At 68.3% G+C, this 14,793-nt stretch carries 12 protein-coding genes and 1 pseudogene; 6 read left to right on the forward strand and 7 right to left on the reverse strand.

All coding sequences use genetic code 11. The features are described 5' to 3' along the window. Positions 1-3: 3 nt before the first annotated feature. Positions 4-1,539 (forward strand): class I SAM-dependent DNA methyltransferase, encoded by a 1,536-nt coding sequence (locus FYW95_RS25785; protein WP_160050931.1) that lies wholly within the window; start codon positions 4-6, stop codon positions 1,537-1,539. A gap of 171 nt (positions 1,540-1,710) precedes the next feature. Here the strand turns inward: FYW95_RS25785 and FYW95_RS25790 are convergent, their stop codons facing one another. From FYW95_RS25790 to FYW95_RS25820, 7 genes are all read right to left on the reverse strand, one after another. After that, on the reverse strand, positions 1,711-3,576 hold the full coding sequence (locus FYW95_RS25790) for an ABC transporter ATP-binding protein (protein ID WP_236572307.1): 1,866 nt from the start codon (positions 3,574-3,576) through the stop codon (positions 1,711-1,713). A gap of 713 nt (positions 3,577-4,289) precedes the next feature. Beyond that, positions 4,290-4,568 (reverse strand): WhiB family transcriptional regulator, encoded by a 279-nt coding sequence (locus tag FYW95_RS25795; protein WP_160050933.1) that lies wholly within the window; start codon positions 4,566-4,568, stop codon positions 4,290-4,292. Positions 4,569-4,645: 77 nt separating this feature from the next. Continuing rightward, the gene (locus tag FYW95_RS25800) at positions 4,646-7,540 is read right to left on the reverse strand and encodes a type I polyketide synthase (protein ID WP_160050934.1); all 2,895 of its coding nucleotides are present in this window, start codon (positions 7,538-7,540) and stop codon (positions 4,646-4,648) included. Beyond that, complete coding sequence (locus tag FYW95_RS25805) at positions 7,537-8,241, reverse strand: class I SAM-dependent methyltransferase (protein ID WP_236572308.1); 705 nt, start codon at positions 8,239-8,241, stop codon at positions 7,537-7,539. Before FYW95_RS25805 ends, FYW95_RS25800 begins: the two co-directional genes overlap by 4 nt. A 31-nt stretch (positions 8,242-8,272) precedes the next feature. Beyond that, complete coding sequence (locus FYW95_RS25810) at positions 8,273-9,595, reverse strand: hypothetical protein (protein ID WP_160050935.1); 1,323 nt, start codon at positions 9,593-9,595, stop codon at positions 8,273-8,275. After that, positions 9,592-10,392 carry a DUF742 domain-containing protein gene (locus FYW95_RS25815; RefSeq protein WP_160050936.1) on the reverse strand — a complete coding sequence of 267 codons (801 nt, stop codon included), beginning with the start codon at positions 10,390-10,392 and terminating at the stop codon, positions 9,592-9,594. The genes FYW95_RS25810 and FYW95_RS25815 overlap by 4 nt, the downstream gene beginning before the upstream one ends. Next, entirely contained in the window at positions 10,389-10,880 is a 492-nt protein-coding gene (locus FYW95_RS25820) for a roadblock/LC7 domain-containing protein (RefSeq protein WP_160050937.1), read from the reverse strand. Before FYW95_RS25820 ends, FYW95_RS25815 begins: the two co-directional genes overlap by 4 nt. 213 nt (positions 10,881-11,093) lie before the next feature. Between FYW95_RS25820 and FYW95_RS28675 the strand changes: the two are divergent. The 5 genes and pseudogenes from FYW95_RS28675 to FYW95_RS27875 form a co-directional block, all read left to right on the forward strand. Further along, positions 11,094-11,372: pseudogene (locus FYW95_RS28675) on the forward strand (helix-turn-helix domain-containing protein); the annotation flags it as partial. Positions 11,373-11,675: 303 nt separating this feature from the next. Beyond that, the gene (locus FYW95_RS27870; RefSeq protein ID WP_201295044.1) at positions 11,676-12,461 is read left to right on the forward strand and encodes an NsdA family TPR-like regulatory protein; all 786 of its coding nucleotides are present in this window, start codon (positions 11,676-11,678) and stop codon (positions 12,459-12,461) included. Beyond that, complete coding sequence (locus FYW95_RS25830) at positions 12,458-13,348, forward strand: phosphotransferase enzyme family protein (RefSeq protein WP_160050938.1); 891 nt, start codon at positions 12,458-12,460, stop codon at positions 13,346-13,348. The genes FYW95_RS27870 and FYW95_RS25830 overlap by 4 nt, the downstream gene beginning before the upstream one ends. A 368-nt stretch (positions 13,349-13,716) precedes the next feature. Continuing rightward, complete coding sequence (locus tag FYW95_RS25835; RefSeq protein WP_160050939.1) at positions 13,717-14,268, forward strand: flavoprotein; 552 nt, start codon at positions 13,717-13,719, stop codon at positions 14,266-14,268. 93 nt (positions 14,269-14,361) lie between these two features. Further along, a complete protein-coding gene (locus tag FYW95_RS27875) occupies positions 14,362-14,706 on the forward strand; it encodes a helix-turn-helix domain-containing protein (RefSeq protein ID WP_236572315.1) in 345 nt (114 codons plus the stop codon). Positions 14,707-14,793: the final 87 nt, after the last annotated feature.

Raw genomic sequence — 14,793 nt, forward strand, 5'->3', positions numbered from 1 at the left:
GCTGTGACCGATCCTGCCCGCGCCCCCGAGACACAGCGGCTCGTCCGCAAGCTCATCAACTTCCGCAACGTGATGCGCGATGACGGCGTCTCCACCATTGACTACGTCGAACAACTCACCTTCCTGCTCTTCCTGAAGATGGCGCACGAACGGGAGAACCGCCGCCTCAACCCGGAGCGCATCCTCCCCGACGGGCCTGTCTGGAAGAATCGCGGCTGGCAGGAACTGATCAACAACGACGGCGACGAACTGGAGATCGCCTACCGTCACCTGCTCGAAGACCTCGGCAACCAGCCCGGCACCCTCGGCCTGATCTTCCGCAAGGCACAGAACAAGATCCAGGACCCGGCCAAGCTCAAGCGCCTCATCCAGGACTACATCGACAAGGAGAACTGGTCACTCCAGGGCGTCGACGTCAACGGGGACGCCTACGAGGCCCTCCTTGAGGCCGGCGCGGAGGACACCAAGACCGGCGCCGGGCAGTACTTCACGCCTCGGCCGCTCATCGACGCCATGGTGGATTGCGTCCAGCCGACCCCCGACGACACCATCACCGACCCGTCCGTCGGCACCGGTGGCTTCCTGCTCGCCGCCCACGCCTACATCCAGAAGCAAGCTGAGACCACTCCCCTCACCCCTGAGCAGCGCAAGCACATTCAGCGCGGTGGCATCTGGGGCAACGAGCTCGTCGACGGCACCGCACGCCTGGCCGCGATGAACCTGCTCTTGCACGGAATCGGCAAGCACAGCGGTCCCCAGCTCATCACGGTGGGGGACTCCCTGGCACAACCCCCTGCCAAGCGCGCCTCCCTGGTCCTGGCCAACCCTCCGTTCGGACGCAAGTCCTCCATCACCGTCTTCGGGGACGATGGCAAGGCGAACCGAGAGGAGATCTCCTACAACCGCCAGGACTTCTGGGTCACCACCACCAACAAGCAGCTCAACTTCCTCCAGCACATCGCCTCACTGCTGGAAATCCACGGCCGGGCCGCAGTGGTAGTGCCTGACAACGTGCTCTTCGAGGGCGGCGCGGGCGAGACCATCCGTAGGAGGCTGCTCCAGCAGTTCGACCTGCACACGATGCTGCGCCTGCCCAAGGGGATCTTCTACGCGGGCGGTGTGATGGCGAACGTGCTCTTCTTCGAGAAGAAGCCAGCAAGGCCGAACCAGCCGTGGACCGAAAAGCTGTGGGTCTACGACTTCCGCACCGGACAGCGCTTCACCCTCAAGCAGAACCCGCTGACCCGAGCCCACCTGGACGACTTCGTTGCGTGCTACAAGCCGGGAGAGGACCGCGCGAACCGGGCTGAGACGGAGCGGTTCAAGGCATTCACTCTCGAAGAGCTCTTGGCCCGCGACAAGGTCAACCTGGACATCACCTGGATGCGCGACCCCGGGTTGGATGACGCCGACTCCCTGGCACCGCCGGAGGTCATCGCCGCCGAGCTCGTGGAGGACTTGCAGGCTGCCTTCACCGAGTTCGCGGCCATCGCCGAATCTCTCGGCGGGGTGAAGGAACAGGAGCTTCCCGCGGACTGACACCGCAGTCTGACGATGCGCGATGGCGGTGGTGCCTGCCGGTGTCCTGCGTTTTTCGGACCCGGATTCCCACGACTCCGAGAGTGTGTGACCTCCAAGGGGGCCTGGCGGTGGGGCACCCTCGTGTACTGGCTTTTGGATGAGAACACGAGGGTGCTCCGCCAAGAGGTGTCAGCCCGCCTCTGGGGTGGTCAGCCCGTGGTAGGCGTTGGCCTGGATGCTGAACAGTTCGGCGTACAGGCCTTCCTGGGCCATGAGTTGCTCGTGGGTGCCGTGCTCGGCGACCCGGCCCTCCTGGAGCACGTAGATGCGATCGGCCTGGCGTACCGATGCCAGGCGGTGGGTGATGAGTAGCACGGTGGCGTCCTGGGCGGCGGCCTGCAACGTGTCGAACAGGCGTTTCTCGGCGCGGGCGTCCAAGGCGGCGGTGGGCTCGTCAGCGATGACCAGGTCCGCGCGCCGGTACAGGCCCCGAGCGGCGGCGATGCGCTGTTTTTGTCCCCCGGACAGGTCGGCGCCGCCCTCGAAGCGTTTGTCGAGCACGGTGTCCAGGCCCTGGTCCAGGGAGGCGATGACCTCGTCGGCGCCGCTGAGTGCCAGGGCGCGTTCCAGTCGCTGGCGGTCCACGGCCTCGTCGGGGCCGCCCATGGTGACGTTGCGCAGGGCCGGGAAGGGCCATTGGGTGTAGTCCTGGCTGATCAGCCCGATGCGGTCCCGGACCTGTTCGATGCGGATCTCGGCGAGGTCTTGGCCGTTCCAGGTGATGCGTCCCTGGGCGGGGGTGTACAGGCCCGCGATGAGTTTGGCCAGCGTGGACTTGCCGGAGCCGTTTTCGCCCACCAACGCCACCACCTCCCCCTGGTGCAGGGTGATGTCCACCCCGCTCAGGGCCTCGCGTTCCTGGTTGGGGTAGGAGAAGTGCAGGTTGGTGGCGGCCAGGGCCTGTAGCGGGCCGGGCAGGTCGCACCGGCCCGGGCGGGGCAGGTTGCGGCGGGTCTGTTCGCACACCTGGTACACGTCATCGACGTACAACCCGGACGAGTAGGTGCTGGTGAGGGCGTGGGTGAGCCGGTCCAGGGCGCCGGTGCCCTGCCGGATGGCCACGAACGCGGCCCCCGCGATGGCCAACGGCATCTGCCCGCTCATCAGCAGCAGTACCAGGGCGGCGTAGACGCCGAGGAGGGCGAGTGCTCCCACGGCTTCGCCGGTGCCGCGCACCAGGGTCTGGCGGCGGGCCACGTCCAGCATCACCGCGCGCACCTGGTCGGCGATACTGGTGTACTCGCGCAGCAGCCCGGGGGCCATGTTGTAGGCGCGCAGCTCGGCGGCCGAGGTGCGGTCGGCGAGCAGGGTGCCGACCACGTAGCGGTGGCGGTCGGTGGTGGTCAGCTCCCGCAGCCTGGTGTAGCGGATGCGCGCGGCCCGCATCGCCGCCCACCCGGTGGGCAGCACCGCCACCACCAGCAGGGGGGCGAGGACGGGGTGCAGGACGGTCAGCACCCCGGCCACGGCCAGCAACCCGATGAGGCCGCTGAGCACGTCGATGGCGTTGGCGATCAGGGACGAGGACTCGTAGATGCCCCGGTCACGCCCGCGGGCCAGGGCGTCGTTGTAGTCGGAGTCGTCGTAGGACTCCAGGCGGGTGCGGGCGGTCAGGGAGAACAGCTCGATCTCCATGGCCCGCTCCACCTGGGGGCCCAGCCGTGCCTGCGCCCACCCCGCCCCCAGGGTCAGGGCTCCGCGCAGGGTGAGCAGGGCGGCGAGCGCGAGCAGGGAGGGCAGGGCCGCTTGCAACCGTTCGGGGGTGGGGCCTTGGGCCAGCAGGGACTCCAGCACGCGGGCGATGGCGATCAGGCTGATCGCACCGGCTACGCCGGCCGCGACGTTCAGGATCAGGGTAGCGAGGGTGTCGATGCGGCTGGCCTGCCAGGCCAGTTTCAGGACGCGGAGGATCATCCGGGGCAGCCGGGTCAGGATCACCCACACCGTCAGGCGTTGGAGCTGGTCGACCCAGGGGTAGTAGCGGGTGGGTTTCATCTGCGGTTCGGCTGGGGCCGCGGTGGTGGGGGCGGGTGGGCGTTTGCGGAAACGACGCATCGAACTCCTCATCGACAGGGTGGGGTGCGGTGGTGATCCTGCCTGCTGGTGGTGACGGTCCGCCACGGATTTGAACGCTGGGTGAGGGTTGTGGTGGGGCCCAATCCGGGTCGGCTCTCCCCGCGGGCGGCCTCGGGCACCGGCCTCGCGGGCAGGCGCGACCGGGCGGTCTGGGGGAAAATCGCGTTGATGGGTGGTGTCCGGATCGGTGCGGGAAACGGGCCCGGCACAAACCCGGCGGAGGAGGTGCCTGCGCCTGTCGGACAAGGGGCCGAAACCCCGCTCCTGCGGACCTCAAGTCATGGCTCACCGTGCAGGGGGTTTCGCGCCCGGGTACGGTCGCAGCCGGATGGTGTGACCGGCAACGCGCTCGGACGGGAAAACAGCCCCGGGCTGTCGCGGATGTTCGTTCCCACCACCCGGGTGGCCAGGACACAGCTGGATCAGGGCCAGGGTGAGGTTGTGGGCGTAGTGGGTTCAGCCCTCCGGGTTCTCCGCTCACGTGGTTGGTGTCGGAGCGCTTGCAGGCCCATGGGGGACCTGCGGGGCCAGCACGGGGATGTAGGAGGGCGCGTAGGCCACGAGCACGATTGCGGCGAGCAGGGTGCGGGCGCGTCGTGGCGTTAGAGCTGGCGGTGTGAGGGAAGTGGTGGTCATCGTTTTCCTGTCGTGGTGAGCGGACCGGTGGTGATCACCAGGTCCCAGTCATGGGGGTGGCGCCGCAGCAGAGCACGGCGCTGGCGTTCGGTCATGCCACCCCAGATGCCGAACTCGATCCGGTTCTCCAACGCTTCACTCAGGCAGGCGATGCGCACCCGACAACTTCGGCACAGCGGGGTGACCTCGTGTTGGGCTTTACCGGTGACGTAGAGGGCGTCGGGGTCGATGCTGGTGCTGCGGCACGCAGCGCGGGCGTAGTCGATAACAGACATGGCGGTCCCTGGAAAAGTGGGGTGTCCTCGCCCGGGCCCAGCGGGGGCGAGGACACCCCGGGGTGGTCGGTCCGGGGTCAGGGGAGAACGGCCGACCGCCCCTCCGGTGGGGTCTGGAGCAGGGCCTGAAGGTCCGCGGCGACGTCGAACATGCGCCGCTCGGGCAGGAAGAGTCGGATGTCCACGCTCTTCCAGGCCCGAACGCGGCGCAGCCGCGAGGTGAGCTGAAGCAGCTGGTAGCTCTCCATGCCCAGCTCGGCCCAGGAGGCGGACATGTCCACACCATCGGGCAGGTGGAGCAGCCGAGTGATCTCCTCGCTCAGGTGAGCGGCCACTCCCTCCGGGGGAGGCGTGGGATCCTCCTCGGTCCTGGTGGTCGGCGTGGGGGCAGCGCCGGTGTGGTCCCATCCGGGCGGAATGACCACGTCGGGGTGGGCGCGGTGGATGGGGCCCAGTGGGGTAATACCTGAGGTGTACAGCTCACCCATGGTCCGGGCGAAGGTGGTCGGGTCGGTGGTGGCGGCCAGCGCGGGGTGGTCTTCGCCGAGGGTGTGGACGATGTGTTCCACCAGTAGCGCCCGGGGCCCGATTTCCACGAACACCACCGGCTTCCTGCGAGAACTGGAGACGGCGGTGCGCAGAGCGTCGGTGAAGCGCACTGGGTGCCGTGCTTGGTCGGCCCAGTACGCCGGGCTCCACAACCGTGGCCCCATCGCATCGTCGTCGGGGTAGGCGGTGGAGAGAAGGGGAAGGCGGGGAGCCGTGGTGCGCAAGCCATGCAGAGCGTCTTCGAGTTCGGGGACGAGCGGGTCGACGGCGGGGGAGTGGGCGGGGATGGCGTTGGCCACCGGCCGGGACCAGATCCCCTCGGCGTCGAGGGCGGTGTGCAGGTGGAGCAGTTCCGCGTGGGGTCCGGCCACGACCTGCACCTGCGGCGCGCTGTAGGAGGCGATGGACAGGCTTCCGGCGTAGGGGGCCAGCAAGTCCGTGGTTCTGTCGACCCCCGCGCGGACGGCCAACAGCCCACCCTCGTGGGAGAGCCCGCTCAGCAGGCGGCTGCGGTGGGCGAGTACCCGCGCTGCCTCCCCCAGGGGCAGGGCGCTCGCGGTGGAGGCGGCGGCTATCTCACCCACTGAGTGCCCCAGCACGGCATCAGGGATGATGCCGCGCTGGGCCAGCAGGTGCGTGAGCCCGACCTGAGTGAGGAACGTGCAGTGCTGGGCATCGGCGAAGGAGGTGATCTCCTGTCCCGGCCTCCACACCGGGTAGCCGGTGTGCTCGCTGAGAGCCTCACGTGCCTGCTGGACGGGATCGGCGAAGGCGGGCAGGCGCATCAGGTCGGCCCCGGCGTCGGGCTGGTGGCCGCCGTGCCCGGTGTAGACGAACACCACCCACGGCCAGGAATCGGGACCCACGCCGGGACCGATCACGGCCGGATGCGGCGTGTGGCCCTGGACGCTGCCCAGTCCTTGGGCCAGGGTTTCCAGGTCGGGGGCGACCACCGCGGCCCGGTACCGGTGGTGGCCACCGTGTCTGAGAGCGGTGTCCGCGACCACCCCCACCGACCCCCCGGTGCGGACGCGTTCAGCCAGACGACCTGCGGCGTCAGTGAGCGCGTGCCCGGTGTGCGCCGAGATCATCACGGTTTCGGGGAGAGGCACCGGATCCTCCACTGCGGGCCGCCCGGGTGTGGGAGCGCTGGTGATGAGGGCGTGGGTGTTGGCCCCGCCGAACCCGAACGAGGACACCCCGGCGACCCTGGGGTGACCTTCCTCGGTGTTCGGCCACTCCTCGACATGGGTGGGCACGCGCACCAGCTTCTCCAGGCCCTTGCGCAGGGTGCGGTGGTGCAGGGTGGGCGGAACCGTGCCGTGGTGTACGGCCAGCGCGGCAACCATCACCCCGAGCGCCCCGGCCGCGCCTTCGAGGTGGCCGAGGTTGCCCTTGACCGACCCCACCGGTATCGGAAGTCGGTGTGGGAGGGCGTGGGCGAGGGCGGTGGCCTCGATCCGATCCCCAGCCCGGGTACCGGTGCCATGGGCCTGGACCCATCCCACCTGGCCCGGGCTCAGAGCGGCGTCGGCCAACGCCTGACGGATCACCGCCGCCTGACGCTCGATCCGGGGCGCGAGCAGGTGTGTGGAGTGCCCGCCATGGCCGATGGCGGTGCCAGCCACATGGGCCCACACCCGGTGCCCGCCCTCGTGCGCGTCCAGGGCACGCCTCAACACGAGCACGACCGTGCCTTCTGAGCGCACGTACCCGTTCGCGTCCTGGTCGAAGGGAGCGCACCGCCCGGTGGGGGAGAGCACTCCAGCCTCCACGAAGGAGGAGGTGATCACCGGTGCGGTGAGTACGTTCGCCCCGGCCACCAGGGCCAGGTCCACCTCGCCCGAGCGCAGGGCGCGCACAGCCTGGTGTAACGCGGTCAGCGAGGAGGAGCACGCGGTGTCGATGCTCAACGAGGGCCCGGACAGGTCCAGCAGGTAGGAGATCCGGTTGGCCAGGATCGCCATGCCCGCACCGGAGGAGGTGTAGACCCCGGCCCGGTGCCCGGCACCGAAGTTGATCGCGGCCTGGTCGGTGCTGGCCGCCCCGACGTAGACCCCGGTGCGCGTTCCCGCGAGGAGGGAGGGGCGCAGGGAGGCGTTGGCGAGGGCTTCGTAGACGGTTTCCAGCAGCAGCTTCTGTTGGGGGTCCATCTCCACGGCCTCGTCCGGGGGAATGCCGAAGAAGGCGGCGTCGAAGGCGTCGATGTCCACGACCCCGGCGGGGAACGGCTCGGCGGGCACCTGGTCTGGGTGCAACCGCCCGACCATGGCCTTCCACCGCTGTTCGGGGATACGGGTGACGCAGTTCCGGCCCTGGAGCAGGGCCTGCCACAGCTGGGCGGGAGTGGTGATGCCACCGGGAAGGCGACAGCCCATGCCGATGATCGCGACCGGGTCACGGCCGGTGGATGTGGTCGTCATCGGCGCGGCCCCCGCACCACCCACACCGCCGCGCACCCCATCACGTGCACCTTCACCTGGGAGAAGCACAGGCCGAGCACGTCCTGTAGGTCGGCGTAGAAGTCGCCCCGGTTGTGGAACGTGTTGGCCTTGGGGCGGTTGTAGACCCACATGAGTCCACGGGCCAGCAGATTGGGACGGATCACCGGATCCTGGGAGCCCAGCAGCGTATACCCCCAGGCCACACCGTCGTCGGACAGGACCCGGGCCATCTCGGAGAAGGCCACCGCTTTGGCGCGGAACCCAGCTCCCGGGACGCAGTGCAGCACGTTGCCGCACGCGATCGAATCGACGGAGCGGCCCGTGAGCGGCCAGGGTTTCACGAGAATGTCGTGCCGGTGCGGGCTGACCTGGGCTCGACCGGCGAGCTTTCCCACGGCCATGTCCAACGCGGCCTGGTTGAGGTCGAGTACGTCCACGTGCCACTGGTGAGCGAGCGCGGGGGCCGGTGTCCGGTCCAGGAAGTGAGCGTCGGCCGGGCCGATCTCCAGATGGCGATCGGAGACATGCCGCAGGTACAGGTCCAGGAGGGCGTCGTTGTCCAACTTCCACGCCCATGTGTGTGAGAACTCGATGACGAGCTTGTTGTAGCGGGCGAGGTTGCGAGGGCTGTACAGCTTCGGGTTGGGGATGGATTGCGGTGGTGAGGTGTGCTCAGGCACGGCAGAAGACCCTTCGTGCGGGGGGAGAGGTTCAGCGCGCGAGGAAGTGGGCCATGCGCGCGGGGTCGTCGAGTCCGGCGGCCCAGGCGTTGGCGCCTTCGGGAGTGGCCACGGCCTCGGCGAAGGCCTTCAGCAGGGCCTCCGACAGGGCGCCATTCCAGTAACCGGTGACGAACTCGCCGAAGCCGCTGGTGTACTGGCCGTGGCGGGCCCAGTACGCCTCCCAGGCACCGGTGAGGAAGTCGCGGTCCAAGGGCCCGTTGACGTGACGCTGTTGCCGGATCTGGTCGCGGACGGTGGTGGCGACCAGGGTGGAGGCTCCGGCGCCCTGCCCGGAGGCGTGTTCGACCGTCACCGTGGCGTCCCCGATACCCAGTACCGGTACACCGTCGAGGACGGTGACGGGGTGGCGTACCTGGGGGCGGATCTGACGCACCAGCTCTGAGTGGGGGATCACGTTGGCCTTGGCGCACTGCTCGGCCAGCTCCGGGGCGAGCACGGCCAGGTGCGACAGCACGTGGTTCCACGCGGCCTGGGCGTGCTGGCCGTGCCGGGAGGGAAGACCGGCCTTCGTTGTGGGCCCCGAGGTGGCGTTCACGGCGGGATCGGGGTCCAGGGTGCTGCCCGGGCGCGCCAGCACCTGCACGCAGGTGGCCCAGTACGGAGCGACGTCGATCTGGGCGTCGTCCTTGCCGGACAGCTCGCGGACCTGGGCGGGGCTGAGCACGTCGTGGGCGAGGACCGGGTAGATCAGGATCTCACCGTGAGGGTGGGTGGTCACCTGGATGTCGGTGTCCTCGGGGGCGCGGGCGAAGCCGTCCAGGTGCGCCTGCACCGCCACACGGTCGGTGGCGCCACCGATGCGGAGCTGATCCGGGGCGAAGAGGCGGCCCAGGTCGCTGTCCACCCCGGGGGCGGCGACGACCAGGTCATACATTCCCGATGAGGCGAATGAGGCCACGTCGGCGACGGTGCAGGTCTTGACGTGGACTCCGCCGCCCAGAGACTCGAAGCGCTGGAGCCAGTACGCCGTCTTCAACCGGTGGTCGACGGCGGTGGCCGCGGCGTCCAACGTGGCGGTGAAGCTCCACGGCTCCTGATGGTCGGGGACCATCGCCATGCGCAGGCTGCGGGCTTCGGGGGCGGTGGTGGCCCACAGGTCCAGACCCAGGGAGCGCTCGGCGGCGCGTACCGACGGCAGGGTGATCTGGGTGAGTCCGGCGGGGCCGCCCAGGAGTTCGGGTGTGGAGTGGCGGGTGAACACATCCACGCGCCACCCGTCCGCCAGCAGTCCGGTGGCCAGGGTCATCCCCGAATGCCCGGAGCCGAACACCACCGCACGGGGTTGCCTCATCGCTGGCCTCCGCTCTGCAGGTAGGTGCACAGGTCCATCAGCCCTCCGGCGCTGGAGGTGGGCGAGTCCAGGTCGGCTGCCACCACCGGAACGTCCTCGGTCAGGCCCGCCGTGGCACGGATCTGTTCCGGGGAGAACTCGGCGTCCTCGCGCACCGGGACCACGACCACCAGCGCGACGCCGAACTCCCGTAGGGCCTTGACCAGGTCTGCGGTGTGCTCCGGCGTGGTGGGATCGGCGACCACCAGAGCGCCGAAGGCATCGCGGCACAGGTCGGCCCACACCTGCGCTTGCGCGTGCACCACCACGCCGAACCCCACCAGGTGCAGGTCCTGCGTGATGCGGTTCACCGCCAGGTCCACGCGGGGCGATTCGTGCAGGGAGAGGATGCCGGTGTCGGCAAGATGTTCCAGGCACCTGCGCACGTCACCGTCGGGGCCTCCCACGACGAGGAGCTTGGCCACCTGGGGAACGGGAGGATCCACACGCCCGCCGCAGGCCCATGAACGCAGCCGCGCGGCCAGAGCCGGAAAGCGCACGACACGGACCAGGTCCAGCTGGGCCAGGTCACAGACCACGACCCCGGCCAGAGCGGGGGAGACCCCCAGCCGTGCCGCGATTTCGGCGACTGTCACCGGGTAACCCGAGCCACGGCAATACCGCCACACCGAGGCGGCCAACTCGGGAAGGTCCGGGCGATAGGAAGCCGGTACCGACGGAGTGGCCTGCACCAGGGTGTCCATGAGGATCCGGGTACGGGGGCGAACCGTCAACGGGGTGGGGGCGACCGAGGTCATACCCGCGCTCCCGTTTCGGCGGTTCGGCTCACGAACGGACTCTGCGGCGGCGGTAGAAGCCCTTCGGCGGCTTCTGCGAACAGGGACAGGGCACGGGCCGCCTCCTGAACCGACACCGCTTCCCCCACCACGAGCGCCGCTGCGGCGCCATCCGTGATCGGCGTGACGACGACGGCGCCGTGCTGGTAGCGCACCAGTACGGTCTCCACAGTCCCGCGCCTCTGCTGCCGTGCGATCCCCGAAGCGAGCTGTCGAAGGGAACTGAGGGCCGCGGCAGTCCGCTCCGCGCGGACCTGGTCCATTCCAGCCCGGGCCAGGTACAGACCGTCGCGCCCGAAGACCACACCGGCCTGTGCTCCGTTGTCGTTCACCAGCTGGGCCAGTACCTGGACCAGAGCGTGGATGTGGGGCGCAGAATCAGGGAAAGCCGCAGCATCGGTCCTGCGCTGGGGAGGCCGAAGCTCCGGCTCTATTGCTGTTGTGCTCATGCACGGCAGTGTTGTGGTGTTCAGCGGACAAACCTATGCGAGTGCGGTTAAGCACGGTGTTCGAATTATGCGTGCTGTTCGATTCACAGAACATGACGAGGGCAAACCTCCTTGGATCCAACTGGACAGATTCAGAAGGGACTGAACAGAGGCCGGATTCACCGCTACTGTGAGGTCGTCTCGTTACACCCCCAGGTGACGGAGGAGGCTCCGATGTGTGGGAACTGCGGACGCCCGCGCCACGACGGCCGTGGAGCGTGTGACTGCATTCCGGCGTGGGTGTGGCAGGACCCGGAAGTGGTCGATGCGGTCCGCGAACGCGATGCCCAGAGGGTGGTGCGATTCCTCCGGCGCCGGGTGCGTTCACTGTCACAGGAGGCGCTGGCGCGGATGTGCGGAGTCGCGCAGAGCACCATCACCCGAGCCGAGTCGGGGCGAGGACTCACCGACCGGCGCAAGGCCATAGAAGCCCTCCAAGGGCTCGGAGCGCCTCTCGACAGAACAGAGAAGGTGCGGCCCCTCACTCCCCCGGAGGCTGTCCGCAGTGGCCAACCAGGCGTGGTTCCGGCGAAGCTGGAGGACGTGGAGAGACGACATTTCCTTCGTACAGCCGGAACAAGCGTGGCAGCAGCGCCTCTACTGGGACTTGCCGGTGACGTACAGACCATGCCGTCCGCTGTCAGCCCCGCTGATCTGGACCAGGTTCACCAAGCAGCGACCGTTTTCGCCAGTTGGGACCACGGTTACGGAGGAGCGGGGGTTCGGGCCGCAGTGACGGCTCACCTGCGGTGGGCTGTGGAACTTCTTGACCGTTCGATTCCCGTGCAGTTACGTGCCGCCACTTTCTCAGCAGTGGCTCAGTTGTCCATGGTCAGCGGGTTCATGGCATTCGATGCCTACGCGCACAGTGACGCCCGAAGGATGTTCGCATTCGCGGCCCAGGCCGCGGAGGAAGCAGACGACTGGCGACTGCGCGCCAAGATCCTCTCCAACCGGGCCCGGCAGGAAATCTGGTGCCAACGCCCAGAAGAAGGACTCACCTTCGCTGAACTGGGTTTGGTCCGGGCCGATCGCCTTTCCGCTCCCGAGCAGGCCATGCTGCACACCGCCAGAGCGCGAGCGTACGCCAAACTTCAGGACACGCAGGCATGCCTGGCGGCGATCGGTGCCGCTGACGAAGCCTTCTCCCGTACGACTGGTGTCGCCCCTCCTCCGTGGATGGCCTATTACGACGAGGCCCAGCACCACGGCGACACGGGACACGCCCTGTGGGATCTGGCAGTGGTCGGAGCAGGCCCTGCCGAGGAAGCGGAGAGCCGGCTCGCGACGGCTGTGAACGGCCACACGGATGCTTATCGGAGATCCCGGGCAATATCCGGGATCAAACTGGCCTCCCTCCAGATGCGGTTCAGCGACCCCGACCAGGCCCAGACCACCGCTCTCGCCGCCTTGGAGGACATGGGGCAGGTGCAGTCCAAGCGCGCCCAGGATGACCTGCGTGAGCTGAGCACCACGGCTGCCCGCCATCAGGCACACGAGCTCAGCGAGTACACGGCGAGCGCCACACAAGGACAGGTATGACGACTGGAACCTTCTACGAACACCTCCTCTCTCCAGCGCTGAAGGCGGCACAGCTCTCCTTTGAGGCAAATCAAGCCCGCCCGGTACGGCTTGGGGAGAACGCGATCTTCCAATTCGCCGACACCATCGTGCGCATTTCAAGGCCAGGACAAGTCAAGGCTGCCCAGCGTGAGGTGGACGTGGCCCGGTGGTTGGCCAGCGCAGGTGTCCCGGCTGTACGCCCCCTGTCCGTCGAGCAACCGATACTGGTCGAAGACCGCGCGGTCACCTTCTGGGAGTTGTTGCCCGAGCACACTCCCGGCACCGTGACCGATGTCGCCCGCCTGCTTCGACGCCTGCACTCGCTTCCACTCCCTGAGCACCTGGAGCTGGGAACACTGGACCCGTTCGTCCGTCTACGCGATCGCATCGCGGACGCGTCGGGTTTCTTCTCCACGGAAGACCTGAACTGGCTCAGCTGCCGGCTAGACCATCTCGAACAGGCATGGGACCGACTGCCTGAAGGGCAGCCGCAGAGCGTGGTCCACGGTGATGCGTGGACCGGAAACGTCGCACGCTGCACCGACGGGACAGCGGTCCTACTGGACCTTGAACGCTGCTCGGTCGGTCCTCCGGAGTGGGACCTGGTCTCCACAGCCATGAAGACCAGCACAGTGACGTGGCTCGACCAAGCGGACTACACCCGGTTCGTCGAGTCCTACGGCGGATATGACGTGGTCCGATGGCCCGGATTCACGGTGATGCGTGACATCCGAGAACTGCGGATGACGCTCTACTTTGCTCAGCACGCAGCCAGACCGTCGATGCGGGACCAGGCACAGCTACGCATCGACTGCTTGCGAGGACGCCGTGGTAACAGGCCCTGGCCCTGGACACCGGATACGTGAGAAGGCAGCGGTCGAACGAACCGGTGCCATCCAGACGACCAGCCCTCCGAGGAGCACGCCACCGAAGTAACGGAGTAGCAGCCGATGACCTGCACTAACCACGGACGCACTCGCCACAATGGATGTGGAGTGTGTGGCTGTATCCCGGCCTGGGGGCGGCGAGCCTCGGAGGCGAGGGCTGCGGTCCGTGAACGCGACACGCGGACTGCGCGAGACCTGCACCGAACTGGCGGTGGTGGAGAACCTGGCGCTCGAAGAGTTCGACGAGCGGCCCGCGGTGCACAATCTTACCGAGGAGCTGCGCACGCGTTCGACCGGACGTCTCAAGCGTGGACTCACCCAGCTGGCGAATCGGGTGGGGTGGTCCAATGAGCGCTGTCAGGACCCTGTACGTCGTCGTATGCGCTGCGGGACCGGCCGAACACGTGGACAGGTTGGTCTCTCCGGCTTTGACCCGGGGATGGCAGGTCCAGGTGATCGCCACACCCACCGCTCTGGGCTTCTTCGATCCTCAGGCCGTGGAGGAACTCACCGGACGTGCGGTGCGAAGCCGGCACCGCGCTCCAGGAGAGCCGCGTTCTCCGAAGGCCGACGCGGTCGTTGTCGCTCCCGCGAGCTTCAACACGGTTAACAAACTCGCCAACGGTATCGCCGACAACTACGCCTTAGACGTGCTCAACGAGGGGATCGGACTCGGCCTGCCGGTGGTGGTCCTCCCGTTCGTGAACGCGGCCTACACCCGACGCCAGCCCTTCCAACGCAGTGTCACTTCCCTGCGCCAGGAGGGCGTACGCGTGCTCCTCGGAGAGGGAGCGTTCGTGCCGCATCCCCCGGGGCAGGGCGGTGGGGCCTTTGACCGGTTCCCGTGGCGGCAGGCTCTTGCCGCGGTGGAGGAACTCCTTCCCGAGCGAGCGGAGTAGTGGCCGATGATCTGCGGGAACTGCGGGCGCCCTCGTCATGGTGGTCGTGGAGCGTGCGGCTGCATTCCGGCGTGGGTGTGGCAGGATCCGGAGATGATCGGCGCGGTCCGGGAGCGCGATGCCCAGGCGGTGGTCCGTTTCCTTCGTCGTCGGGTGCGTTCGCTGTCGCAGGAGGCGTTGGCGCGGATGTGCGGGGTGGCGCAGAGCACCATCACGCGGGCCGAGGCCGGGCGCGGGCTCACCGATCGGCGCAAGGCCATGGAAGCCCTGCGGGGACTCGGGGCCCTTGACGCTGCTGAGGACATCCGAGATCCAGAGCAGGCCGCGAATACGTCCTTGGCGGGACAACCACGTGGTGTCGACGTACAGGGGTCTGCCGCGGAGACCATCCGTCGCCTGGTAACGACGTGGTGCGCGATAGCTGACATCCCGGCCTGAGCATGCGAACGGCCGTGCGGGACGATCATGATTGTGACGTCAAAATGGGCCCGCACGGCCTTGAGCCATCGTATCTGCACCGGGATC

This window comes from Nocardiopsis sp. FR4 (genome assembly GCF_009830945.1).
In the GTDB taxonomy this organism is placed as follows: Bacteria; Actinomycetota; Actinomycetes; order Streptosporangiales; family Streptosporangiaceae; genus Nocardiopsis.

Bases quoted from the DNA above. Each gene is read 5' to 3' on its own strand.
- FYW95_RS25835 (WP_160050939.1), top strand. From the start codon at position 13,717: ATGAGCGCTGTCAGGACCCTGTACGTCGTCGTATGCGCTGCGGGACCG.
- FYW95_RS25795 (WP_160050933.1), bottom strand. From the start codon at position 4,568: ATGTCTGTTATCGACTACGCCCGCGCTGCGTGCCGCAGCACCAGCATC.
- FYW95_RS27875 (WP_236572315.1), top strand. From the start codon at position 14,362: ATGATCGGCGCGGTCCGGGAGCGCGATGCCCAGGCGGTGGTCCGTTTC.
- FYW95_RS25800 (WP_160050934.1), bottom strand. From the start codon at position 7,540: ATGACGACCACATCCACCGGCCGTGACCCGGTCGCGATCATCGGCATG.
- FYW95_RS25815 (WP_160050936.1), bottom strand. From the start codon at position 10,392: ATGACCTCGGTCGCCCCCACCCCGTTGACGGTTCGCCCCCGTACCCGG.
- FYW95_RS25830 (WP_160050938.1), top strand. From the start codon at position 12,458: ATGACGACTGGAACCTTCTACGAACACCTCCTCTCTCCAGCGCTGAAG.
- FYW95_RS25790 (WP_236572307.1), bottom strand. From the start codon at position 3,576: ATGAAACCCACCCGCTACTACCCCTGGGTCGACCAGCTCCAACGCCTG.
- FYW95_RS25810 (WP_160050935.1), bottom strand. From the start codon at position 9,595: ATGAGGCAACCCCGTGCGGTGGTGTTCGGCTCCGGGCATTCGGGGATG.
- FYW95_RS25820 (WP_160050937.1), bottom strand. From the start codon at position 10,880: ATGAGCACAACAGCAATAGAGCCGGAGCTTCGGCCTCCCCAGCGCAGG.